17 protein-coding genes are annotated in these 22,808 nt (G+C 33.4%); 6 read left to right on the top strand and 11 right to left on the bottom strand.

Annotated elements, in window-relative coordinates:
- Positions 1-2 precede the first annotated feature (2 nt).
- Entirely contained in the window at positions 3-1,799 is a 1,797-nt protein-coding gene (locus DFQ02_RS03490; protein ID WP_116039579.1) for a ribonucleoside-diphosphate reductase subunit alpha, read from the top strand.
- An 86-nt stretch (positions 1,800-1,885) separates the two neighbouring features.
- Here DFQ02_RS03490 and DFQ02_RS03485 read toward each other — a convergent pair whose 3' ends face one another.
- The gene (locus tag DFQ02_RS03485) at positions 1,886-2,605 is read right to left on the bottom strand and encodes a DUF6503 family protein (RefSeq protein ID WP_116039680.1); all 720 of its coding nucleotides are present in this window, start codon (positions 2,603-2,605) and stop codon (positions 1,886-1,888) included.
- Between the two features lie 175 nt (positions 2,606-2,780).
- On the opposite strand from DFQ02_RS03485, the gene DFQ02_RS03480 reads away from it, so the two are divergent.
- Positions 2,781-4,547 carry a Na/Pi cotransporter family protein gene (locus DFQ02_RS03480; protein ID WP_116039578.1) on the top strand — a complete coding sequence of 589 codons (1,767 nt, stop codon included), beginning with the start codon at positions 2,781-2,783 and terminating at the stop codon, positions 4,545-4,547.
- Between the two features lie 46 nt (positions 4,548-4,593).
- Here DFQ02_RS03480 and DFQ02_RS03475 read toward each other — a convergent pair whose 3' ends face one another.
- The gene (locus tag DFQ02_RS03475) at positions 4,594-6,900 is read right to left on the bottom strand and encodes an inorganic phosphate transporter (protein ID WP_116039577.1); all 2,307 of its coding nucleotides are present in this window, start codon (positions 6,898-6,900) and stop codon (positions 4,594-4,596) included.
- Between the two features lie 71 nt (positions 6,901-6,971).
- Positions 6,972-8,174 carry a porin gene (locus DFQ02_RS03470; RefSeq protein WP_116039576.1) on the bottom strand — a complete coding sequence of 401 codons (1,203 nt, stop codon included), beginning with the start codon at positions 8,172-8,174 and terminating at the stop codon, positions 6,972-6,974.
- Between the two features lie 397 nt (positions 8,175-8,571).
- Here DFQ02_RS03470 and DFQ02_RS03465 point away from each other — a divergent pair, with 397 nt between their 5' ends.
- Positions 8,572-8,919, top strand: a complete 348-nt coding sequence (locus tag DFQ02_RS03465; protein WP_116039575.1) for a toxin-antitoxin system YwqK family antitoxin — start codon at positions 8,572-8,574, stop codon at positions 8,917-8,919.
- Positions 8,920-8,989: 70 nt separating this feature from the next.
- On the opposite strand, the gene DFQ02_RS03460 is transcribed toward DFQ02_RS03465, so the two are convergent.
- The 3 genes from DFQ02_RS03460 to DFQ02_RS03450 all read right to left on the bottom strand — a co-directional run bounded on the left by DFQ02_RS03460 (position 8,990) and on the right by DFQ02_RS03450 (position 13,662).
- The gene (locus DFQ02_RS03460; RefSeq protein WP_116039574.1) at positions 8,990-10,156 is read right to left on the bottom strand and encodes a multidrug transporter; all 1,167 of its coding nucleotides are present in this window, start codon (positions 10,154-10,156) and stop codon (positions 8,990-8,992) included.
- Positions 10,157-10,197: 41 nt separating this feature from the next.
- Entirely contained in the window at positions 10,198-13,008 is a 2,811-nt protein-coding gene (locus DFQ02_RS03455) for a TonB-dependent receptor (protein ID WP_116039573.1), read from the bottom strand.
- Between the two features lie 258 nt (positions 13,009-13,266).
- Entirely contained in the window at positions 13,267-13,662 is a 396-nt protein-coding gene (locus DFQ02_RS03450) for a carboxypeptidase-like regulatory domain-containing protein (RefSeq protein WP_116039572.1), read from the bottom strand.
- 162 nt (positions 13,663-13,824) lie between these two features.
- Here DFQ02_RS03450 and dgt point away from each other — a divergent pair, with 162 nt between their 5' ends.
- The 3 genes from dgt (at position 13,825) to DFQ02_RS03435 (ending at position 17,182) form a co-directional block, all read left to right on the top strand.
- Positions 13,825-15,147 (top strand): dGTP triphosphohydrolase, encoded by a 1,323-nt coding sequence (dgt, locus tag DFQ02_RS03445; RefSeq protein ID WP_116039571.1) that lies wholly within the window; start codon positions 13,825-13,827, stop codon positions 15,145-15,147.
- Between the two features lie 338 nt (positions 15,148-15,485).
- Positions 15,486-16,742: a Y-family DNA polymerase gene (locus tag DFQ02_RS03440; protein ID WP_116039570.1), complete on the top strand. Its 1,257-nt coding sequence runs from the start codon at positions 15,486-15,488 to the stop codon at positions 16,740-16,742.
- Positions 16,739-17,182, top strand: a complete 444-nt coding sequence (locus tag DFQ02_RS03435; protein ID WP_116039569.1) for a LexA family protein — start codon at positions 16,739-16,741, stop codon at positions 17,180-17,182. Before DFQ02_RS03440 ends, DFQ02_RS03435 begins: the two co-directional genes overlap by 4 nt.
- A 32-nt stretch (positions 17,183-17,214) precedes the next feature.
- Here DFQ02_RS03435 and lhgO read toward each other — a convergent pair whose 3' ends face one another.
- From lhgO to DFQ02_RS03410, 5 genes are all read right to left on the bottom strand, one after another.
- Entirely contained in the window at positions 17,215-18,438 is a 1,224-nt protein-coding gene (gene lhgO, locus DFQ02_RS03430; protein ID WP_116039568.1) for an L-2-hydroxyglutarate oxidase, read from the bottom strand.
- 12 nt (positions 18,439-18,450) lie between these two features.
- The gene (locus tag DFQ02_RS03425; RefSeq protein ID WP_181896339.1) at positions 18,451-20,220 is read right to left on the bottom strand and encodes a MutS-related protein; all 1,770 of its coding nucleotides are present in this window, start codon (positions 20,218-20,220) and stop codon (positions 18,451-18,453) included.
- 73 nt (positions 20,221-20,293) lie between these two features.
- Entirely contained in the window at positions 20,294-20,986 is a 693-nt protein-coding gene (locus DFQ02_RS03420) for a zinc metallopeptidase (RefSeq protein ID WP_116039567.1), read from the bottom strand.
- A 180-nt stretch (positions 20,987-21,166) separates the two neighbouring features.
- On the bottom strand, positions 21,167-22,267 hold the full coding sequence (gene ald, locus DFQ02_RS03415; protein WP_116039566.1) for an alanine dehydrogenase: 1,101 nt from the start codon (positions 22,265-22,267) through the stop codon (positions 21,167-21,169).
- A 220-nt stretch (positions 22,268-22,487) separates the two neighbouring features.
- Positions 22,488-22,763, bottom strand: a complete 276-nt coding sequence (locus tag DFQ02_RS03410) for a SemiSWEET transporter (protein ID WP_116039565.1) — start codon at positions 22,761-22,763, stop codon at positions 22,488-22,490.
- Positions 22,764-22,808: the final 45 nt, after the last annotated feature.

Here is a 22,808-nt window from a genome sequence, read left to right as displayed (position 1 = left end):
AAATGAAAATTAATACACAGCAACCAGACCACCAGACCACTGAACAACAATCTAATTATGACCAATTAATTAATGCTAGAAAAGAGCAAATTAAAAGTGTCAATAATTCTTCTGAAGACTTAAAATTTGAATGGTTAACCGAAAATAGCCGTAAGTTTTTGGCTTCTGGATACCTAACTGAAGGTGCAACTCCAGAAGAAAGAATTCGTGAAATAGCCGATAGAGCTGAACAAATTCTTCAAATAGAAGGTTACTCAGACAAGTTTTATAAGTATATGTCTGAAGGGTTCTTTTCATTAGCCTCCCCAGTTTGGTCTAATTTCGGGAAGAAAAGAGGCTTACCAATTAGTTGTTTTGGTTCTAACATTGCTGATGATATGGGTAATATCCTATACACACAATCAGAAGTTGGAATGATGTCTAAACTAGGAGGTGGTACCTCTGGATATTTTGGAAACTTAAGACATAGAGGGGCTCCTGTAAAAAATAATGGAGCGTCTTCGGGGGCTGTCCATATCATGCAGCTTTTCGAAAAAATGGTCGATGTAGTAAGTCAAGGTTCTGTAAGACGAGGGCGTTTTTCTCCCTACTTGCCAGTAGAGCACCCAGATATTAATGAGTTTTTAGAAATTGGTACCGAAGGGAATTCTATACAAGAGTTAACCCATGGGGTTACTGTTAGTGATAAATGGATGCAGGAAATGATTGATGGTGATGTTGATAAGCGCTCTATATGGGCCAAGGTAATTCAGCGTAGAGGTGAAATAGGGTATCCTTATATTTTCTTTAATGACCATGCTAACAATCAAGCACCAGAGGTATATAAAGAGAATGGCCATAAGATTGTAGCAAGTAATTTATGTACCGAAATCATGTTGCCTTCTAATGAAAAATGGTCGTTTGTTTGTGTACTTTCTTCAATAAACCTATTACACTACGATAAATGGAAAGATACCGATGCTGTTGAAACGATGGTGTATTTCCTAGATGCTGTAATTACCGAGTTTATTGATAAACTTGAAGAGTTTAGAGATTCTAGTGATTTAGATGACAGACAAACATTCATGTTTATGGAGCGTGCTTATAATTTTGCAAAAGCAAATAGAGCATTAGGTTTAGGTGCTTTAGGATGGCATTCTTTGCTACAGTCTAAAATGTTGCCTTTTGATAGTGCTGAAGCTTACGAATTAAATAGTGAAATCTTTAAAGTTATTAAAGAGAAATCATATAAAGCTTCTGAAGAATTAGCAGAGCGTTTTGGAGAGCCAGAAGTTTTAAAAGGTTATGGAAGACGTAATGCTACATTAAACGCTATTGCACCTACTACATCTTCAGCATTTATTCTTGGTCAGGTTTCTCAAGGCATCGAACCAATTTGGTCTAATATTTATGTTAAAGATATTGCTAAAATTAAGACCACTATAAAGAACCCATATTTATTAAACCTTTTGGAAGAAAAAGGATTAAATACTCCAGAAATATGGCGTAGTATTCGAGATCATGATGGTTCTGTTCAGCATTTAGAAGAGGAACTAACGGAGCATGAACGCGATGTGTTTAAAACCTATTCTGAAATAGATCAGTTGACTATTGTATATCAGGCAGCAAACAGACAAAACCACATAGATCAAGGACAGTCTGTAAATATTATAGTACATCCTGATATGCCTGTCAAGGACATTAACAAAATTTATGTTACTGCATGGAAATTAGGCTTAAAGTCATTATACTATCAACACAGTATGAATGCAGCGCAGAAATTTAAGCAGAAAAAAGAATGTGCGAGCTGCGAAGGATAATTTAAAAACTAATTTTATTTAATAGTTTTTCTCAAAAGGGACTTAAGTTTTATAAGAAAAAGCATCATAATTATGATGCTTTTTCTTTAGTTTAAAATATCAACGCCTAAAAGTTTATCATTTTTATTATAGAACCAAGCTCTATTCTTTGGCATTTTAATGCCGTTAATAAGCTTTTCCTCAGTTAAAAGAATATACTCTCCAGAATCATTTTTTTGATTTCCATTGTTATCAGTTTTGTAGAACCGATATATTTCCATGGCATACGTTTTGGGGTCAAAATAAAAATACCAAATATCATTTCCAACGCTTTCGTCGTAAGAAACTTTTAGAACTAAATAATCTTTTCCTTTAAAGGTTTTCTTTTCAACCTTAGGATGAATGTTGGTTCCAACATCTTTTAACTTCATGGGCAACCCGTACAAATAGGTGTAGTAGTTTTTATAGAGATTGGCACGTTTACAATTTAGATTATATTTTTCAGTGTCTTCCTCTGAAATAATTTTAGAATTATTTAAAGCAAAAGCACAATGGTTTTTATCAACAGTCATTTGGGTCGAAATAGAGTCTCTTTTAGTAATAACTTGAAAAAACTCGTTGGGTAAATTTATTTCAATAGCACTATATCTTGAGGTTCTCTCGGGTATTTCCGAAGTAATGCTTAATTGCCCATTAAATGAGGGCCATTTATTGTTGGGGTCGTGATAGTTAATAGCTTTGTTTAATAATTCTAAACCAGATATATTTTGGCTTGAATGAGTCATGGTTACTAGTAAAAAGCAAGAACAGAGAATCAATTTTTTCATAGAAAAAGGTGTTTTCACTAAGGTACAGTTTTTTGGTTGTTTAACTTTCGTTAAAAAATGTTGCATTAATTAAACCTTTGTACACAAATATTTTATTTGGCTTGCATAGGTTATTTTTTTTGTAATTACTTTGCGCTATATTGAAGCTTACTAATAATTAGATAAAATAATTTACATGATTAGAAAGTCTATTTTCTTTGGGCTTTTACTTGTTTTAGGAGTAACTCTTTATTTAAACTCCAATTTTAAAACAATTTCTGCCGGAGTTGCTATTTTGCTTTTTGGTATGATTATGCTTGAAGAAGGGTTTAGGGTTTTTACCAAAGGACCTTTACAGACTATCTTAAAAAATGTCACCAATAAACTTTACAAAAGTATTCCAACTGGAGCAGCAGTTACAGCGTTAATTCAATCAAGTTCATTAGTATCAGTAATCACCATATCATTCATAAGTGCAGGATTAATATCACTTGGTGGTGGTTTAGGTTTAATATTTGGAGCCAATATAGGAACCACAGCTACTGCTTGGTTGGTGGCAGGTTTTGGTCTAAAAATTAAAATATCTGCTTTAGCATTACCCATGCTTGTGTTTGGAATTGTGTTTTCTTTTCAGAAGCAAGTGGTTTATAAAGGTATTGGTAATGTACTAGCAGGTTTAGGGTTTTTCTTTTTGGGCATTCATTATATGAAGGAAGGTTTTGATGTGTTTAAAGAATACATTGATTTATCTGAATATGCTGTTTCAGGGTTTCTAGGAGTGCTTATTTATACAGGTCTTGGAATTGTTGTTACTACAATTTTACAATCTAGTAGCGCTACATTGGCACTTATATTAACAGCTCTCTCGGCAGGACAAATTGAATATGAGAACGCACTAGCATTGGCAATTGGAGCCAATATTGGCACTACAATAACAGCTGTTTTAGGAGCCTTAGGTTCAAACAGTGCCGGTAAGCGATTAGCAGTGGCTCATTTTATTTTTAATGTTGTAACGGGGTTGGTAACCATGGCTTTAATATTTCCATTGGCTAAATTGGTAAACAACCTATCAGAAGCATTTCAAATAGCTTCAACAAATTATACCTTAAAGTTGGCTTTGTTTCATACCATTTTTAACGTGTTGGGAGTTGTTTTAATGATTCCGTTTATAAGTAGGTTAGAGCGCTTTTTATTACGCTTTTTTAAAGAGAAAATCACTAAAGAAGTTGATGAACCTAAATTTCTTAACCCAGCCGTATTAAAATTTCCAGGGTCTGCTATAACAGCCCTAGTTCAAGAATCTCAGTACTTGTATAAGAACACTGTTTTTGAGATTGTAGCTCATGCTTTGAATATTCATAGAGAGGATATAAAATCTAAGATGAAACTGAAACAATTGGTAAACAATTCTCAAGAAGATTTAAAGACCAATGTAGATGAGCTTTATTACACCAAGGTAAAATCTATTTATGGAGAGATAATAAGGTTTGCTACCACAGCTCAAAGTAAGTTGAATTTAAATAAAGTGCAAACTAACATGATTGGCGAAATTAAAATAGCCAACAGGAAAATGGTTGAAATCATAAAAGAGGCCAAAGAGCTTAATAAAAATGTAATTTATGCAAGTCATAGTGAAAATACACATTTGCATAGTGCGTATGATGACTTAAGAAAAAAAATGGCCAAGGTGCTTCGCGTAATTTATCTATTTAGGAAAGATAGCAATGGCGATAGCAAAAAGTATGAGCTACAGCTTAAAAAATTAAAGCAAGAGGCCAGAGAAAGCATGAGGTCTGGTAATAAATCTATAGATAAATTAATTAGAAAAGACTTGATAACCGTTGAAATGGCATCCTCACTTTTTAATGATTATTCCAATGTAAACGATATGATAAAAAAGCTGATTGAAGTAGCCGAATTATTATATGGTAAAACAGACCCATTGCTAGAAGATCATCAATAAAAAAGCTCCCAACTAGGAGCTTTTTTAGTTAGATTTATATTAATAATTATTCTTCTTCCGATAATTCTGCAGAAATAATAGAATCATCTGATATTTTTGCTGGAATAACAGAAGCATCATGAGCATTGTGATATTCTTCTAAAAGATTCATGGTAGCTTTCAATAAATCTTTTGTTTCTAAAAGTAGTCCAAAATAAAGAGTTGTGTTTTTAGGACTAGATTCTTCTTTACGTGTACGCTCTACCTGTTTTTGAATTTTATCTGAAACCACAGAAACCACATTTTCTTCCCTGCTAATAATATTACCTATGTGTTCAAAAGAACGAGAATCAAAAGCAGCTTTCGTATCACTGAATAAATGTTCAATGGCTTCGTCTACTTCTTTCAATTCTTTAATCTGATTAAACTTAAGTTTTTTATGATTATTATTTACGTGTTTATGACTCGCCTTTGAGATATACTCTAAAGATTGTGTCATGTCTTGCAAGTATCCTAAGATATTAATATAAAAATTACTTGCACCAACACTAGATTCATCTAAATTCTTAATAAAGTAAAAAATATTGTCTCTTAGTTCATCAACTTCCAAAGATAATTTTGTTATCTGTTTTTGGTTCTTTTTAAGAGATGCTAAATCTTGTTTTGCCAAACCATTAATGGCATTGGAGTAAATCTTGTTTCCACGTTTAACAACATTGGCTATATTAGCTGCACTTTCATGAATAACACCCTGAACAGAGCTGCTTTCTGCACTTTTAAGGCTGTCCTCACTTTTTGAAAGAGAAGATTTTCTTTTATGGGAAAGATAATTTCTTACCAATAAAAGAACTGTTAGTAATAACAATATGGGAGTCATTACAGCTGGATGCCAATTGATTAAGAATACAACTATTCCTGCTCCGGCAAAAGCTCCAAGTGCGGTTAAAAACCATCCACCTATAACGTTAAGAACACCAGCAACCCTGTAAACAGCACTTTCTGCTCCCCAAGCTCTATCAGCTAAAGAGGTTCCCATAGCTACCATAAACGTTACATAAGTAGTTGATAGTGGTAACTTCATGGTGGTTGCAATAGAAATTAAAACTCCCGCTACCATTAAGTTTACAGAAGCCCTAATCATATCAAATGCTGGAGCATTAACACTTTGATCTTTTGTGATTAAGGTAGAATCTGGTTTTTGGAAACTTGCGTTTACTTTTTCTTGAGTAGATTTGGGTATAATTGATGCCAATGCATTTGATAGAGCCGTAGTTCCTTTAACAATACTTCTTGAAAGTAAATTCGGCTTGAACTTTTCATGAGTTTCACTTTGCCTTGATAAACTAATTTCTGTTTCTGCCACAGTTTTAGCTTTTTTGGAGAACCATAAGGTAATCACCATAATACTTCCGGCTATGAACAATAAGAATGGTTCTGCTGGCATTTTTTTATTCAGAACCCCCATAGTAAATTCAGTTGCATCTATACCTGATACAGACCATGCTTCATAAGAATGATAAGCAGCCATGGGAACACCAATAAAGTTGACTAAGTCATTACCAGAGAAAGCTAATGCTAAACCAAAAGTACCAACGGCAATAACTATTAGAAGGATACTTTTCTTGGTTATACGTTGAAATGCAAAAGATATTAAAGTAAAAACAACAAACCCACCAAGGATAATGTATAACTCATTGCCTTCAATTACATCTTTTATTTCATTGTAATAAGGAGTTCCTTTAAGTCCTTTCATGAAAATGAAATAAAGTATTGCTGTAAGGGCTAAACCACCAAAAATAGCTCCAAAACTTTTAATTTTTTCAGTGTAATAAAAGGTAAAAATTAAACGGGAAAACCATTGAACAATCGCTCCAATACTAAAGGCTATAACAACAGAAAGCAAGATCCCACTTATAATTTCAATAGCTTTTTTAGTATTTATATAAGAACCTAAATCTGCGAAGGTTTGAGTGTCTGATGCACCTACTTTGATAACAGCCATTATTACAGCAGCTCCCAGCAAGTTAAATACAATAGAAACTGTAGTAGATGTTGGTAACCCCAAGGTATTGAAAAAGTCTAGCAGTAGAATATCTGTTATCATTACGGTCATAAAAATGAGCATAATCTCATGGAAACTAAACTGGGCAGGTACAAAAATACCTTTTCTGGCTACTTCCATAAGTCCACTAGAATATACAGCTCCAATAAAAATACCCAAACTAGCAACAATCATAATAGTTCTTAATGAGAGAGCTTTGGAGCCAATAGCTGAGTTTAAGAAGTTAATGGCATCATTACTAACGCCAACAACAATATCTGCAACTGCCAAAATTGTTAAGGCAATCAACATGTACAAATAAATATTATCCATTGTGTTTAATTGTAGTATATCTGCAAATATCATGACTATTCTTGATTATATTGTTATGTTATCGTTATTTTTTAGAAATGGAAATCAAACCCTAATCTAAACCTAATATTATCGTCGTTTCCATCTAAAGATGTGTAACTGATATCACTTTGCACTTTTAGCTTGTGTCCGTGTATAAACTTATTTAAACCTAAAGTATATTGTTTTACAGGAAGTGCATTTGTAATGGCTTCATAGTCTAAAGTTGTGTATCTGCCAGCAATTTCAAAGTTACTTTCAAATAAATATCCAGCTTGTAAGTTTAAGGCATTACCGGTTAAAACTACATCTCCGGTAGGTGTAATGCCATCTAATTCAGTAGCAATTTCATCATCGGCAGTACGTTTTGCGTATTCTCCCATAAATGAAAAACCGTTATGTTTATACATGGCATCAATAAATATGGTTGTTTGATCTGTTTCGTAAATGGAACCATCGGTTCTAATCATATAATCACCGGCAAAACCTCTTTCTCTAACAGCATTTTCGTTAAAGTTATACGTAAATGTTAAAGATAGCTTTGGTTTTTCTTCTCTTTTTAAATCAGACCCCTTATAATCACCCTTAGACTTAAAAGCTCCAAAAGGTAACAATTCTAATCGTGCTGTATATTGTAATCCTCCTTCATTACCTTCGGTTACGTTTCTACCTTCACCTTGGGAAAGAGCCAATTTTTCACGAACTAAAAAATCATTGCCCAAATAAAATTTATGACGTAATTGAAGCCCTATATCACGGTCTAAAGTGAATCTGCTATTGAGTAATGAACGGTCTACAAGTTGCAGGTCTCCTGAAGATATTACGCGCTCTACATTTCCAGGTAATTTAGTCTGGCCAGCCCAAAGTTCCCAGTTTTTTGCAAAGTGCCACATCAATACGGCATCAAGTATATAACGTGGGGTGTTTCGGTTAAATTGGTTTCCACCAGACAAGTCACGGTTAGATAGCCCTAACTCAATCTTATACCTTAATTTCGGACTGTAAGCAAAACCATCAAATTTTAATCGGGCTCGTCTTATGATAAAATTATGTTCGGGCGAACCATATTGGTCACCGTTATGATCCCATGATGAAATGTATCGCATTTGAAAACGAGGTGCAAATTTTATGCTAAACGAACTGTCTTTAGCAGTGAAATTTATAAGACCTTTTCCAAAAGAGGTGTCGCTTATTTCTTGAGCAGAAATAGAAATAAAAGTGCTTACTAAAAGCACAAGGGTAAGTCTAAGTTTCATTAGAAATTTATTAATTTTTGTCGCTGTAAAGAACTAAAATCAATGTTAACTTAATGTTTCTAAATGATTAATTTAAGAACAAAAAAAGACTGCCTTGTTCGAGGCAGTCTCATTAGAAATCATAATAATGTAGTCGACAAAAACTAATAAATTATATGAAATACTAATTAAATGTCCTAAGACAAATGCAAATATCAAGGTTCAAGTTAATCTTAATATGACCTCAATATTAAGTTTTCATTAATATTCTAATGTTAAGTTTTAATTTTTTTTGAATACATAATACACAGATTATTAGTTATTTAAAATTTTAATGTTAAGATAACGTTAAGTCAGTGTTGTTTAAAAGTTAAGTAATTTGTAAATTCGATTAATAATTAGTTAAAAGCCATACAAAATGAAAAAATATATTTTTATACTAGCAGTTTTATTTATAGGAATATCAGCCTTTGCTCAAGACACAAATAAAGTAAAACATGAGCAAAAAGGTGATTTAATTGAGACGACCTACTTTTATGCTGATGGAAGCATACAACAAAAAGGAACTTTCAATAAAGAAGGGCAATTACATGGTACTTGGACTAGTTTTGATGCCCAAGGAAACAAAGTGGCTATTGGAAATTATAAGAATGGTAAAAAGCAAGGAAAGTGGACATTTTGGGTAAATGGTGAAGCAAATGAAGTAAATTATGAAGATTCTAAAATCACCAAAGTTGCTAAGGTAAATAATGATGGTGCCTTGTAATTAATAGTCTTAAAATAAACAAAAAAGCATTCTCTACATGAGAATGCTTTTTTGTTTTGAAAGAAAGAGTTTATTGTTTTGTCCACCCAGCTCCCCAAGTAGCATAATCCGTTGCTGTACCCGAACCTTCTCCAGTGTAAAAATCTGAATCTGTAAAAGATACTGATGTATCATTTTTCATTTTAGTAGTAACATCCACGAAAGTAACGCCTGTTACTTGTAAATCATCACTTACTACTCCATTTCCAGTATCAGTATCATCAAGGTCAAATCCTTCAATGTAACCTGTAATGTGTACATTAGTAAAGATGCCTTGAGTACCTGCTCTTAACCTAACAGCTTCAGAATGACCAGCAGCAGTTCCTTCACCTACAATGGTTAAATTAGTTACAGTTGGTTTAGAGAATACACCAGTAGCGTTACTGAAATCTGTATTATAACCATCTGCCTCAATAGCCTTATCATCTGTAGTTCTATTAGAAATATAAACGTTAGTTAATGTACCTGCATAACCTTCGGTCCAATCTACAGAATCATCTTCGGCATTGATAACAGAAACATAGCTTGCGTTTACTGTTCCTCCAAAAAACTCAATACCATCATCTTTACCAGCATAAGCTTGAATGTAGTTAACAACTGTGCCGCTACCTACACCGTAAAAAGAAAATCCGTTGTTTTCAGATTGACCATCTGCTGCACCACCAGAGTATTCAACTCTTACGTAGTTTAACGATCCAGAGTTATCATCTGTTGTTTGACCTCCATAAGGTAAACTTGCAATTTCTGATGTTGCAGTTGCAGTTCCAGTAACAGAGTTAATAGGTGCCTTACCTAAAATGATTAAACCGCCCCAATCTCCAGCCGCAGGACTAGAAGCATCAGAAGTTAATACTATTGGATTATCGGCAGTACCATTAGCAACGATTTTAGCACCTTGTGAAATAGCGATATAAACATCGGCTCCAGAAGCTAAAGCCTCAATGGTCATACCTGCAGGAATTGTTAATGTAGTCCCATCGGTCATAATTAATGACCCATTTAATTTATAGGTGTTATTGGCATCTAAAGTTAAATCTTCAGTATAAGTACCTGACAAGAAAATAGTTCTAGGATCTGTTGAACCACCACCGTTGTTAGTTATGCTGTTGTCATTAATTATAATATCTGCAGTATCGTCTGTGGTACAAGAGAATACCATTGAAACTAATGCTAAGGCTAAGATTAATTGTTTTTTCATTGTTATTAATTTTTTATTTGATTTTTTGATTAGATTTATTTTTAAAATTTATATTTAAGTTGAAGTCCTATATTCATACCTCTTTTGTAATCTGTAACACCTTTTCCATTTGCAGATACAACAAGAACATCGCCTAAGTTTTGATCTTCTCTTACGTACTGAATCGTTGGGTTAAGTAGGTTTTTAGCACTAAAATTGATTTCGAAATTTTCTTTAATCGTATTTTTCCAGATAAAGTCTAAAGTTGGAACACTTTTTTCTATAATATTCCCTAAATCACCAGACCCTAGAGCATCAATACGATCTGAAAAATAAGAGAACACTAAGTTGGCTACGGGTTTGTAATTTTCGAACGATGTTGGAGAATAACTAACGTCTGCATTTAATAAGAATGGAGAAGCACCTTGTAATTCATCTTCAGTTCTATTGAAAGCTAAATCGAAGGTACCATCTATAGTTTCATATAAATCTTGTTCGGTTTTCATATAGGTCGCATTAATTCCAAAAGATAAATTGGCATTTTCATCTTCATCTACTAAAAGATTTTTTCTTAACTCTACCTCAAAGCCATATATAGTTGCTTGATTACCAGTTCTTACATAACGTTGTGTTCCAGTAGCATCACCAACAACAACCAAGTTAATTGGGTTATCAATCTGTTTAGTAAAAACACCTGCTGAAAAGATTTCACTTTTACCAAAGAACCATTCGTATTTAAAATCAATATTCAATATATCTGAATATCCAAGCACATCTGGGTTACCTCCAATTCTTGTAGATACGTCTTCGTAAACGAAAGGTGCAATTTCCTTAAACTCTGGAGTAGATACTGTTTTACTTGCAGAAAAACGTAAGTTTTGATCTTCGTTTAAAGTATATTTAATGTTTAAACTTGGTAGGACAAATGTCTCTTCAGATGATTTAGAATCTACGCCATTATTTCCTAGGTTGATTACATCGTAATCTATCTTTTGCTCGAATCTCTCTAGTCTCACTCCAGGAACAAACAACCATTTTTCACCTGCCTTAATTTCAGCATCAACATAACCGGCATGAACGTCTAATTCTCCACTGTAAGTATTTTCGAATAAGCCGGGTCTGTTCGTGTTTGATAATGTTGGGTAGGGATTAATAACTTTTAACTCGTAAATACCGTTAGAATCATCATTGATATTAAGATTTTCAAGATTGAAAACCGCATTAAGATTATTAATATCTGTAATTTGGTAATCACCATCAACAATATCATAACCGTATCTTATATTATTAAACTGTCTTGTTTTGTGACGTCCGTTATATCCAATGTTGAATTTTAGGTTTTCTTTTACTTCGTAAGCTAAGTTTAAACGCCCGTTATACTCATCATCTTCAATATTTTGAAAATAACGTTGATTATCAAATACCACATTGCTATAGAAGGTAGGGAAAGTTGTCTCGTCATTATCTAAAGCAAATTGATAGTTTTCAACACTAAAACGTTTTCTATCTGGTTGATCAGAGAACACCTTATTATAACCAAATCCCCAATCTAATTCTAGTTTCCCAGATTTGTGTTTACCTAACAACTGATTTACGAACATTCTTGTTTGGTCAAACTGAATGTTCTGTTGGTAAAAACCCTGGTCTGTATCTAAAATAGCATCTCTGTTTCTACCTTTACCATCTATCCCGTAGTAACCAACTTCATCAGAAGAACTATTAATGAATACAGAATTAAAGATTAAACTATTGTCACTATCTATTCTGTAGTTTACATTAGCCATAGCTGTTGTAGTGGTGCTATACTCGTATTCTTCAGAGACTTCAAAAGCCTTCTTTTCTACAGTAGTGAAGTCTACGTTTTTACCATTTCTATATTCGTAACCATTTTCAAAACTACCAGTTAAGAACAGGCTTAATTTAGAGCCATTTTCAAATTTAAATGAGTGTCCTAAAGACCCTCCATAGGAAACATTAATTGGCGTACTTGCAGCTTCTGGATCTACACCATGAGACAAGACAACAGCAAATGGGTTATGAGCATACCTTCCGTAATACCCAAAGTAACCAGTGCCTTCGCTACGTACAAAATTTTCACCTATAGCATTGGTATTGAAACCTGTACCCGATACGACATCTACAAAAAAACTTCCTTTGTGCTCTTTTGAAGTAATATCTACATTTCCAGCAGCAAAATCTCCATAAAATTTGGCACTGTAAGCTTTACTAATAGATACATTTTGAATAACATCTGATGAAAATAAGTTTAAATCTATATTCTTTTTATTTACATCATTAGATGGTAAGGATAAACCATTCATGGAGGTATTTAAGTATCTGTCCCCAAGTCCACGTACATAAACATTACTTGACCCTTCTTGTTTTGACACACCAGAAATCTTAGCAACTGCACCAGCAGCATCACTAACCCCTTTTCTAGATAATTCTTGAGCTCCAATACTTTGCTTTATTTCTACAGCCTTTTTTTGTTCCAACAATAAAGCTGTCTCACTTTCACGTTTTGTAGTTACAGGCGCAAGTATAACAGCGTCTAGAGCTGCAGCACTAGCTCCCATTTCAACATTAAGTTCAACTGTTTTACCAGCACTAATAGTAACTTTAATTTCTTGTGTTTCGTAACCTACAAAACTAAATACTAAGGTATACTCACCTATTTCTAAATCTAATAACTGATATAATCCATCAAAATCTGAAGTGGTTCCTTTAGTAGTTCCTTTTACCAATACGTTTGCAAAGGCTAATGGTTCATTATTATATTCCTTATCGGTAAGTTTTCCTTTTACCGAACCCGTATTTTGCGCATAACCAAATACCGTTGTAAAGAGTAATAATAATAGTATAAATTGTTTCATTATTTCATTTTAATTTCTCGCTGCAAAGAAATGCACATTATGTAAATACCGTGTTATCTACAGATTAAAGTACAGTAATAAAAGAGTTATGATAATGTTACGAAATGGAAGTATGCGAAATCTATTCTAAACAATTTCTTAACATTGAAAATATTCTTTAAATGAATAATTTTCAATGCTCATTCAGAGAGTAAAAACCTTCTGATAAGTTAATGCCTAAAAATTAAATAAAGTGTGATTTAGGTAAAAAACTAAAAGTTAATTTAGTGAAGTAGCTGTCTGCTTAAGTGTTTTCTTTTCTAAAGGGCTCTCAACTAATGCCGTTTCCATTTGAGATGGTAAGGTAAAAGCGCCTAAAGCTAACTTGATTTCTGTGGGTTCAGCAGAATCAACTGTAATATTAATCTCCTTACTTTCATACCCAGGAAAATTACAAACCAAAGTATATTCTCCATCTTGTAGGTTTTCTAAAAGAAACATGCCTGAGAAATCAGAAGTAGCTTTTGATGAGCTTCCCTTAACATAAACATTCGCAAATGCTAAAGGTGTATTATCCATTTCTTTATCCAAAATCTTTCCAACAACTAAACCTGTGTTTTGGGCAAACAAGCTTACTGAAAAAAGGATGAAAAATAATACTACTAATTGTTTCATTTTAAAACGGATAATTATTTCTGCAAATAACCGATATAATCCAGTTTTTAATGTTACTAAATTGTTAATGCTATTTCATTTTTAGGTTACTTTAATGTTAAGAGAATTTTGGTTTTCTTTTTATTGAATTTATTTATCTTGCCAAGGCTTTAAATTACAACTATGAATTGGGAACAATTACTCTCCTTAAAACGCTTTGGTGACACCAATAAACGGTTACGAAAAGAACAAGATGAAACTCGAGTAGGTTTTGAAGTTGATTATGATAGAATTATTTTCTCCTCAGAGTTTAGAAGCCTACAGGATAAAACCCAAGTTATTCCACTATCTCAAACAGATTTTGTGCATACACGTTTAACCCATAGTTTAGAGGTGAGTGTTGTAGGGCGCTCTTTAGGGCGCAAAGTAGGGAAGAAGTTACTTGAAAAATATCCACATTTAAAAGAAGTTTTTGGCTATCAAGTAAACGATTTTGGTGCCATTGTTGCCGCAGCAGCTTTAGCGCATGATATAGGTAATCCGCCGTTTGGGCATTCGGGGGAAAAAGCTATTGGAGAATTCTTTAAAACAGGAGCAGGTCTTAAATATAAGGGCCAATTAACCGACAAGGAGTATCAAGATTTATGTGATTTTGAGGGTAATGCTAACGGATTTAAAATTATAACCCAAAAAAATCTGAGATTGAGTTACGCTACTTTAGGAGCTTTTATGAAGTATCCTAAAGAGTCCTTACCAAAAAAACCAACGTCTCATATTGCCGACAAGAAGTATGGTTTTTTTCAATCGGAAAAGAAATTGTTTGACAATGTAGCCAAAGATTTAGGTCTTTTAAAGCGAAATAAATCAGATATTAGCTATACACGACACCCGTTAACCTTTTTGGTTGAGGCCGCTGATGATATCTGTTATACCATCATAGATTTTGAAGACGGAATTAACCTAGGGCTTATAGATGAAGAGTTTGCCCTAGAGTATTTGTCTAAAATTATTAGGAATACTATCATACCTGAAAATTATTATAATTTATCTAGCAAGCAAGAACGCATTGGTTATTTGAGAGCGCTAGCTATCGGGACTCTAATTGATGAGGCTGTTGATATTTTTATGACAAATGAAGATGCCATTTTAAATGGAACTTTTGATTGTGCGCTTCTAGACAAGAGTAAGTACGAAGCTCAAATAAAGGACATTATAAAAATTAGTATTGACAATATTTATCAATCTGAAGAAGTGATTGATAAAGAAATTGCTGGTTATCAAATTATTAATAAACTTCTAGGGGTTTACACCAATGCTGTAAACCATAATTTTGATGGAAAAGCCTCTAATTATGATAAACTGGTTTTAGAACGATTACCAAAAACCATTGATTTTAAAAGCGAAAATTTATACGAACGATTATTGGCGGTTTGTCATTATGTGTCATTACTTTCAGATAGTAAAGCTATTTTGAATTTTAAAACTATTGAAGGCGTTACTTTTTAATTTAGTGTTGAAAATTCATTTAATCGTAAAAATATTTCATTTAAACGATGTTTTTCCTAAGTTAGCAGTCTCAAAATAATTCTACCATGAAAAAAATATTAGGTATTTTAGTTATTATTTTTCTTGCTTACGCATGTACATTAGTGGTTTCTGATATGACTAATATCTCTTCTTCTACAGATAATTTCCAACAATCTTCTTTTTAAGACATTTAAGAAGTTTTTGTGTTAGTGTAGGCTAAGTATTTAATTTAGTCTGCCTCTCTTTCATAATTATTTTATACTGTGAAATAGAAAATCTATTCGCTTTCATATCATTTTCTTGTATCTTTACAAAGTATGTTTGCGTTAATAGATTGTAACAATTTCTATGCTTCTTGCGAACGCGTTTTTAACCCTAACTTACAAGGAAAGCCCATTGCTATTCTATCAAATAACGATGGGTGCGTTATCGCACGAAGTGACGAAGCTAAGGCGTTAAGTTTGCCTATGGGAGCGCCTATTTTTAAATGGGAAAGCTTTTGTAAGGCTCATAATATTACTGTGCTTTCTTCAAACTATCCACTATATGGCGACATGAGTAATCGGGTTATGAAAATACTGGAACAATTTACTCCAGATATTGAAGTTTATAGTATTGATGAAGCTTTTGTTGCATTTAAAGGCTTTAAGTATGTCGATTTTGAGGAATACGGTTTCCAAATGCGACAACGTATTTTAAAATGGACTGGAATACCTACTTGCGTTGGAATTGCTCCTACTAAAGCGCTTAGTAAAGTAGCTAATAAAATAGCACGTAAATTTCCAGATAAAACAAAAGGGGTTTATGTCATTGATTCTGAAGAAAAGCGCCTAAAAGCACTACAGTGGATTCAATTAGAATCTGTGTGGGGGATAGGCAGGGGGCTACAAAAACAATTAAAAGCCAAAGGTTGCACAAAGGCAATAGATTTTACAAACCTTTCCGATAGTTGGGTCCGAAAAAACTTTGGATCAACAGGATTTAAACTAAAAAAGGAACTGGAGGGTATTCCAATATTAAAGTTAGACGAAATAAAAACCAAAAGAGCTATTGCCACTACCCGTAGTTTTGATTATACCTATGATGATTTAGACTATATAAAAGAACGCATTTCAACTTTTGCTTCAAATTGCGCTGAAAAATTACGCAAACAAGATTCTAGTTGTTATATTATTTATGTAATGTTGAGTAGTGATAGACACAAAAAAGATATGGAACAACACCGTGGTAGTATGGTAGTAAACTTAGCATATCCAACCAATTCATCGCTGGTGATTAGTAGAGAAGCCGTAAAAGCTGTCACTTCTATATTTAAAAAGGGTATTAAGTACAAAAGAGCTGGTGTTGTAGTATCAGGATTAGTTCCAACAGATAATTTTCAACTTAATATGTTTGAAAAAGAAGACCCTAAGCATCAACCCTTAATGAAGTCAATTGATAAACTGAACACTAAATACGGTGACTATAAAATAAAAATTGCAAATCAAGACCTAGAACGGACATGGAAAATGCGACAAGAACGCTTATCACCAAGATATACTACTAATATTAACGACATTATTAAAGTAAAATGATATTACATAAATCTACAAACTTAACATTCTTCACACCCGAAGATGTAAACGATTCACTAGGAGCTTTATTCTTCGATGCAGGAATTTCAGCTGGGTTTCCATCTCCTGCCGAGGATTTTAAAGAACAACGGTTGTCTTTAGATAGGGAACTTGTTAAAAATAAAGAAGCTACCTTTTTTGCGCGGGTAAGTGGTCAATCAATGATAGGTGCTGGATTAGAAGATAATGATTTATTAGTGATTGATCGAAGTCTTGAGCCTGAAAATAATAAAATTGCTGTATGCTTTTTAGATGGCGAGTTTACTGTAAAACGATTAAAAGTTCAAAATGGTGAGATTTGGTTACAACCAGAAAACCCTGATTACCCTATCATTAAAGTAACACCAGAAAATAGTTTTGTTATTTGGGGTATTGTTACCAATGTGATTAAAAAGGTATAGATTTTTACATTACTATATAGCCTAGCTAATCCTTATTTTAAACTAAAATGTTTGGTAGCCATTTCACAAATTTTATCTCCAATAGCTAAACAGGCGGTGGCCGCAGGGGAGGGGGCATTAAGCACATGAATACTTTTATCATTGTATTCAATCCTAAAGTCATCTTGCATAGTACCATCTTCTTTTAACAGCATAGCTCTTACACCTGCTCTTCCAGGCTCTATATCACTCATAGTTAAAGTTGGAATAAGTCTTTGTAAAGTCTTTAAAAACCTTCTCTTAGAAAATGCTCTTCTGTATTCGTTGAGAGCAAAACCTGTGTGGTTTTTAAGTAGGTTCCAAGTTCCTGAATAAGACAAGGCATTCATGGTATCTCTTAAATCGAAATCAGTTTTGCCATAACCTTCTCTCTTGAAAGTTAATACCGCATTTGGCCCGCACTCTACATCGCCATTTACCATTCTGGTAAAATGAACTCCCAAAAAAGGAAAAGCAGGATTGGGTACTGGATAAATTAAATTTCTAACTTTAGTTTTCGCTTTTTCAGTAAGGTTATAATAGTCACCTCTAAAGCCCACAACGCGTTCATTTAAGGTTACATTATCCTTTTTGGCCAGTCGGTCTGCCTGTAAACCACCACAAAAAATCATGTGCTTAGTGGTGTACCTGTTTTTAGCCGTAATTACTTGAGAGGTTTCGCTTCCATGCACATAATTTAACACTTCCTCTCCTAAAACTATTTTGCTTTTTGGTTGATGAGCAATTACCAATTCTGCTAGGGTTTCTGTGGTGCCTTTAAAATCGATGATTCCAGTACAAGGCACCCAAATACCACCAATGCTTTTCACATGTGGCTCAATATCTTTTAACTGATTGGTATTAATTTTTTCAATGCTTTCGGTATTATTAGCAAGCCCATTGTTGAAGATTTTATTTAGAAAAGGTAATTCGTTTTCATCTACGGCAGCTACAACCTTTCCACACACCTCATGTTTTACTTTGTACTTTTTTGCAAAAGCCACTAATTGGTGTCTACCATCAACACAATTTTTTGCTTTTAAGGAACCTGGTTTGTAATATAACCCAGAATGAATAACCCCCGAGTTGTTACCCGTTTGGTGTGCTGCCAATTTCTCCTCCTTTTCAATAAGTAAAATTTTTAAGGATGGATACTTTAACTGCAGTTTATATGCAGAGGCTGTACCAACTATGCCGCCTCCAACTATGGTAATATCATAGGTTTTTTGAGTGCTCAAAGTTGATTTATTTTAAACAATATCCATTTTTTTAAGTAGAAATGAAGCATTCATGTTTTGGCAAATCCCTTTCTTTAATTTATAATCAAAATGAAGCTCATCATTAATAATTTCAGCATCAAAATAATAATTCTTCACGTCATCTAATTGCTTCTCTATCTCGCATAAATTTAAGTCATGAGTAGCAATGATTCCTGTTGCCTTCGATGTTACTAATTTTTCAACAAACTTTTTAGAGCCAATAGCTTTATCAGTGCTATTGGTTCCTTTCAATATTTCATCTAAAACTATAAAATAAGGCTCTCTATTAATAGTATCGACAATAAATTTAAGCCTCGTTAACTCTGAAAAGAAATATGAACTATCATCGGTTAATGAGTCTGTGGTTCGCATACTGGTAATAAGTTTTACTGGTGTATACTGACTGGTTTTAGCACAAATAGGTAATCCAACATTTGCCATAACAATATGCAATGATACGGTTCTTAAAAACGTACTCTTTCCGGCCATATTCGCTCCTGTAACAATAAAAAATTGTTCGCTTTCAATAATTAAATCACTATCGATACGTTTTGATTTATCTAAAAGTGGATGCCCTAATCCTGTGGCTTTAATGACTATATTATTCTCTAAAATTTCAGGATACATATGTTCTGGGTGATTAAAAGCATAATTTCCTAATGAGTTATAAGCATCAAAAAACGAGACTACTTCAAACCAATCTTCAACCTTGTTGGCATATTTTTTAATCCACTTTTCAATGCGATAACTGTTTTTTATATCGGTTAAAAAATAACCATTGCCAAAAATGGCTCCAATGATATTATTTCTATTATCTAAAGCATCTAATGCTCTAGAGAGTTCCTTAAAAATGATAGAAGCTTCTTTAGTTTCAGATTTAATTTGTTTTTGTTTTTTAATAAGAAGTTCTGAAGAAAAAGTTTCTGATTCGATCAACTGTAACAATTGTGCATATTGCCTAAACGTATCTTTCACTTTATCTGTATGTAGCGATAAAGCATTTATCTTTTTTATATAACGTCCTGTAAAAGCTAGACCTACTAATAACCAATACCCAATAAAAGAGATCTCAAGGAGATTTGTTAATGTTAGTCCCAATAAAACTAAGGTAAAGGCTGTAAAAACTGGTGGTAGCCACTTTGCGAAATTTGGTAAAAATGTGTGGTAATTTTTTAACCAATAAACAATGTCTATGGCAGGTGTTTCTACTTTAACCAAACTAGATGTAGCAGCATAATGTTGACGCCATTCCACTTTTTTTGAAAGTTCTTCAATAGCTTTTTGCCTAATGGGAATCTCTTTAATATTATTTTCCTTCAATAAGAAGGCAAGTGTTTCTGTTCCTTCCTTAATAGTTGTTCTATTAATGAACTGGAAAAACGAGCCCCGACCGAACAAATCAATATCCAAACTATAAAAGTGATTGGGTTCTTGAAATGGTTCTCCTTTGTCTCTGTCATGAAAATCACCCGATGCTATTTTTATTTCATCTTCATTAATTTTAACCAAAGCTTCGTTAAAGGCTTTTTTATACTTTACATCAGTATATCTTGAAAGTAATTTTAAAAATATGATAATGCCGATAATGGTTATCGCTACAGTTAATTGCCAAATATTGAAAGCGATATATATACCTAAACCTGTTAAAACAAAAACTAGTAGTCGTAATAAACTTAAAGAAGTCATTCGTTTATTACAGGACCTAGCCTTTAATCGATAGATTTCTGAGTGTTCTTTGTAATATTCTAAAGGATTTTTCACTTAAATGAATGTGTCTTAAAGAAACAAAAAAGCTCTGATATTTCAGAGCTTTTATAGTGTTATAGTTTTTAAATTAATCTCTACCAAAAACTTGTAACGCCCAATATAATAAATTCGCTAGAGCGCCAATGGCTGCTACTAAATAGGTTCTAGCGGCCCATTTTAAGGCATCCTCAGAACCCTTATATTCATCTGGAGTTACAACATTCTTATTCTTTAACCATGCCAATGCTCTGTTACTCGCATCGTATTCTACAGGAAGTGTTATAAAACTAAATAGTGTAGCGAAGCCCATCATGACTAATCCAGCTACAGCAACCCACCATCCTAGGCCTAATCCGGCAGCTCCACCCAAAACGAGACCGCCAATAATTAACCACTGAGACATGCCGGAACTTACACTCACTACAGGCACTAAAGTAGAACGCATTTGCAACCAGCTATAAGCCTGAGCGTGCTGAACCGCATGACCACATTCATGTGCTGCTACTGCTGCCGCTGCAGCATTACGCTGATGATACACAGATTCACTTAAGTTTACTGTTTTATTTTTTGGATTATAGTGATCTGTTAATCTTCCAGGTGTTGAAATAACCTCCACATCATAAATCCCATGGTCTGATAGCATCTTTTGGGCTATTTCTGCACCACTCATACTATTTCGTAAAGGTGTTTTAGAATACTTATCAAACTTTCGTTTTAGGGTATTACTTACCGCCCAACTTACTAGGGCTATACCTCCAATTAATATATAATATCCAATCATATTTTCAATTTTTCATTACAAGGTAAAGATAGCAATAATTGAACCATGTTCTAGCTTCTGAAACTTTGTCAGATTAAAAAAATAAATTATTTAACAAATTTTAACTTAGGCTCTCATTAAAAAAGACTCTGATAAATTATTTACCAGAGTCTTTTCGCTATTAATCAATTCAACTACTAATTAAGCCATTTCAAATTGTAAATCGAAGGCATCAGCAATTTCTTTATAGACAATTTTTCCTTTTACAACATTTAATCCTTTTGCCAAAGGCGCACTATGTTCGCAAGCTTTTTCCCATCCTTCGTTTGCCAACTTTATAACATAAGGTAAGGTTACATTTGTTAAAGCCATTGTTGAGGTGTAAGGAACAGCTCCTGGCATATTGGCAACAGAGTAATGTACCACATCATCAATGATGTAGGTTGGTTCCTCATGCGTTGTTGGTCTTGTCGTTTCAAAACAGCCACCTTGATCTACTGCTACATCAACAATCACCGTACCAGGACGCATCTCTTTTAACATATCTCTTGTAATTAATTTAGGAGCTTTAGCACCCTTAATTAACACGCCTCCAATAATTAAATCAGCATCCTTTATATGTTTCCTTATGTTATATTCACTGGAAAATTCACTAATAACATTATTAGGCATTGAGTCACTTACATACCTAAGTGCTTTCATATTAATATCCATGATAATTACAAGTGCTCCTAGACCAGCTGCCATTTTTGCTGCCTGATAACCAACTATTCCAGCTCCCAATACCAACACTTTTGCTGGTGGAACTCCTGGTACACCACCCAAAAGAATACCACGACCTTTGATAGGTTTTTCTAGATATTTAGCGCCTTGCTGAATCGACATTCTCCCAGCTACTTCAGACATAGGAATTAAAAGAGGTAACGACCCATCAGCGTTTTCAACTGTTTCGGAAGCAATACAAACCGATTTACTTTTAATCATTGCCTTTGTTAAGGCTTCACTAGATGCAAAATGAAAATAGGTAAATACCGTATGATGTGATTTTATTAAAGTGTATTCCTTTTCAATGGGTTCCTTAACCTTAACAATCATTTCGGCTGCATCATACACTTCCTCAATGGTGTCAAGAATAGTGGCTCCTGCTTTTACATAGTCGCTATCAAAAAATCCACTACCAAAACCTGCATTTTTCTGGACAAAAACAGTATGATTTCTTTTCGTTAATTCAAACACGCCCGAAGGTGTCATACCAACACGATTCTCGTGGTTTTTTATTTCAATAGGAACACCAATTTTCATATTGTTATAATTTTAAAGTCATTTTTTAAAAACGGTTACAAATTTATAATAAAAGTTTTGTATTCTATTTAATAAAAATTTGATATTTGACTATTCAATATCAAATTTAACGTTTCATTATGAATATGAATAAACGGACAACTTCAAAGATGAATCCTACACTTTCTTAATAAGAAAAACGACTCTACTGCTATCTAGCAGATACATTAAAAATGATGAATTAAGGTTTGCTATACTTAATTTTGAAGTAAAGCAATAAAAACGAAGAAATGATAGTAATGGAATTGGCTAAAATCATGGCTATACTTTTTACCAAAATACCATAGATGAGCCAAAATAAAATCCCAATAAAAAAGATAAGAAACATGGGTAAGGAAAAGGACTCCACGTCTTTTGTTTTCCAGGTTTTATATACTTGGGGCAAAAAGGCCGCCGTGGTTAATACAGCTGCTATTAAACCTATAATTTCAATATAGTCTATGTTAAAGCCTTCCATATTTCCTCTTAAATTTCGTTGTCATTCTGAATTCATTTCAGAATC

Origin of the sequence: Seonamhaeicola aphaedonensis, from assembly GCF_003386195.1 — a bacterium.
GTDB classification, from domain to species: Bacteria; Bacteroidota; Bacteroidia; order Flavobacteriales; family Flavobacteriaceae; genus Seonamhaeicola; species Seonamhaeicola aphaedonensis.
The sequence above is the reverse complement of the archived record's forward strand: the minus strand, read 5'-3'. Positions and strand labels throughout refer to the sequence as shown.

What these genes read in the sequence shown, in the direction of transcription:
- DFQ02_RS03490 (WP_116039579.1), top strand. Translation starts at nt 3, where the DNA reads ATGAAAATTAATACACAGCAACCAGACCACCAGACCACTGAACAACAA.
- DFQ02_RS03485 (WP_116039680.1), bottom strand. Translation starts at nt 2,605, where the DNA reads ATGAAAAAATTGATTCTCTGTTCTTGCTTTTTACTAGTAACCATGACT.
- DFQ02_RS03480 (WP_116039578.1), top strand. Translation starts at nt 2,781, where the DNA reads ATGATTAGAAAGTCTATTTTCTTTGGGCTTTTACTTGTTTTAGGAGTA.
- DFQ02_RS03475 (WP_116039577.1), bottom strand. Translation starts at nt 6,900, where the DNA reads ATGGATAATATTTATTTGTACATGTTGATTGCCTTAACAATTTTGGCA.
- DFQ02_RS03470 (WP_116039576.1), bottom strand. Translation starts at nt 8,174, where the DNA reads ATGAAACTTAGACTTACCCTTGTGCTTTTAGTAAGCACTTTTATTTCT.
- DFQ02_RS03465 (WP_116039575.1), top strand. Translation starts at nt 8,572, where the DNA reads ATGAAAAAATATATTTTTATACTAGCAGTTTTATTTATAGGAATATCA.
- DFQ02_RS03460 (WP_116039574.1), bottom strand. Translation starts at nt 10,156, where the DNA reads ATGAAAAAACAATTAATCTTAGCCTTAGCATTAGTTTCAATGGTATTC.
- DFQ02_RS03455 (WP_116039573.1), bottom strand. Translation starts at nt 13,008, where the DNA reads ATGAAACAATTTATACTATTATTATTACTCTTTACAACGGTATTTGGT.
- DFQ02_RS03450 (WP_116039572.1), bottom strand. Translation starts at nt 13,662, where the DNA reads ATGAAACAATTAGTAGTATTATTTTTCATCCTTTTTTCAGTAAGCTTG.
- dgt (WP_116039571.1), top strand. Translation starts at nt 13,825, where the DNA reads ATGAATTGGGAACAATTACTCTCCTTAAAACGCTTTGGTGACACCAAT.
- DFQ02_RS03440 (WP_116039570.1), top strand. Translation starts at nt 15,486, where the DNA reads ATGTTTGCGTTAATAGATTGTAACAATTTCTATGCTTCTTGCGAACGC.
- DFQ02_RS03435 (WP_116039569.1), top strand. Translation starts at nt 16,739, where the DNA reads ATGATATTACATAAATCTACAAACTTAACATTCTTCACACCCGAAGAT.
- DFQ02_RS03420 (WP_116039567.1), bottom strand. Translation starts at nt 20,986, where the DNA reads ATGATTGGATATTATATATTAATTGGAGGTATAGCCCTAGTAAGTTGG.
- ald (WP_116039566.1), bottom strand. Translation starts at nt 22,267, where the DNA reads ATGAAAATTGGTGTTCCTATTGAAATAAAAAACCACGAGAATCGTGTT.
- DFQ02_RS03410 (WP_116039565.1), bottom strand. Translation starts at nt 22,763, where the DNA reads ATGGAAGGCTTTAACATAGACTATATTGAAATTATAGGTTTAATAGCA.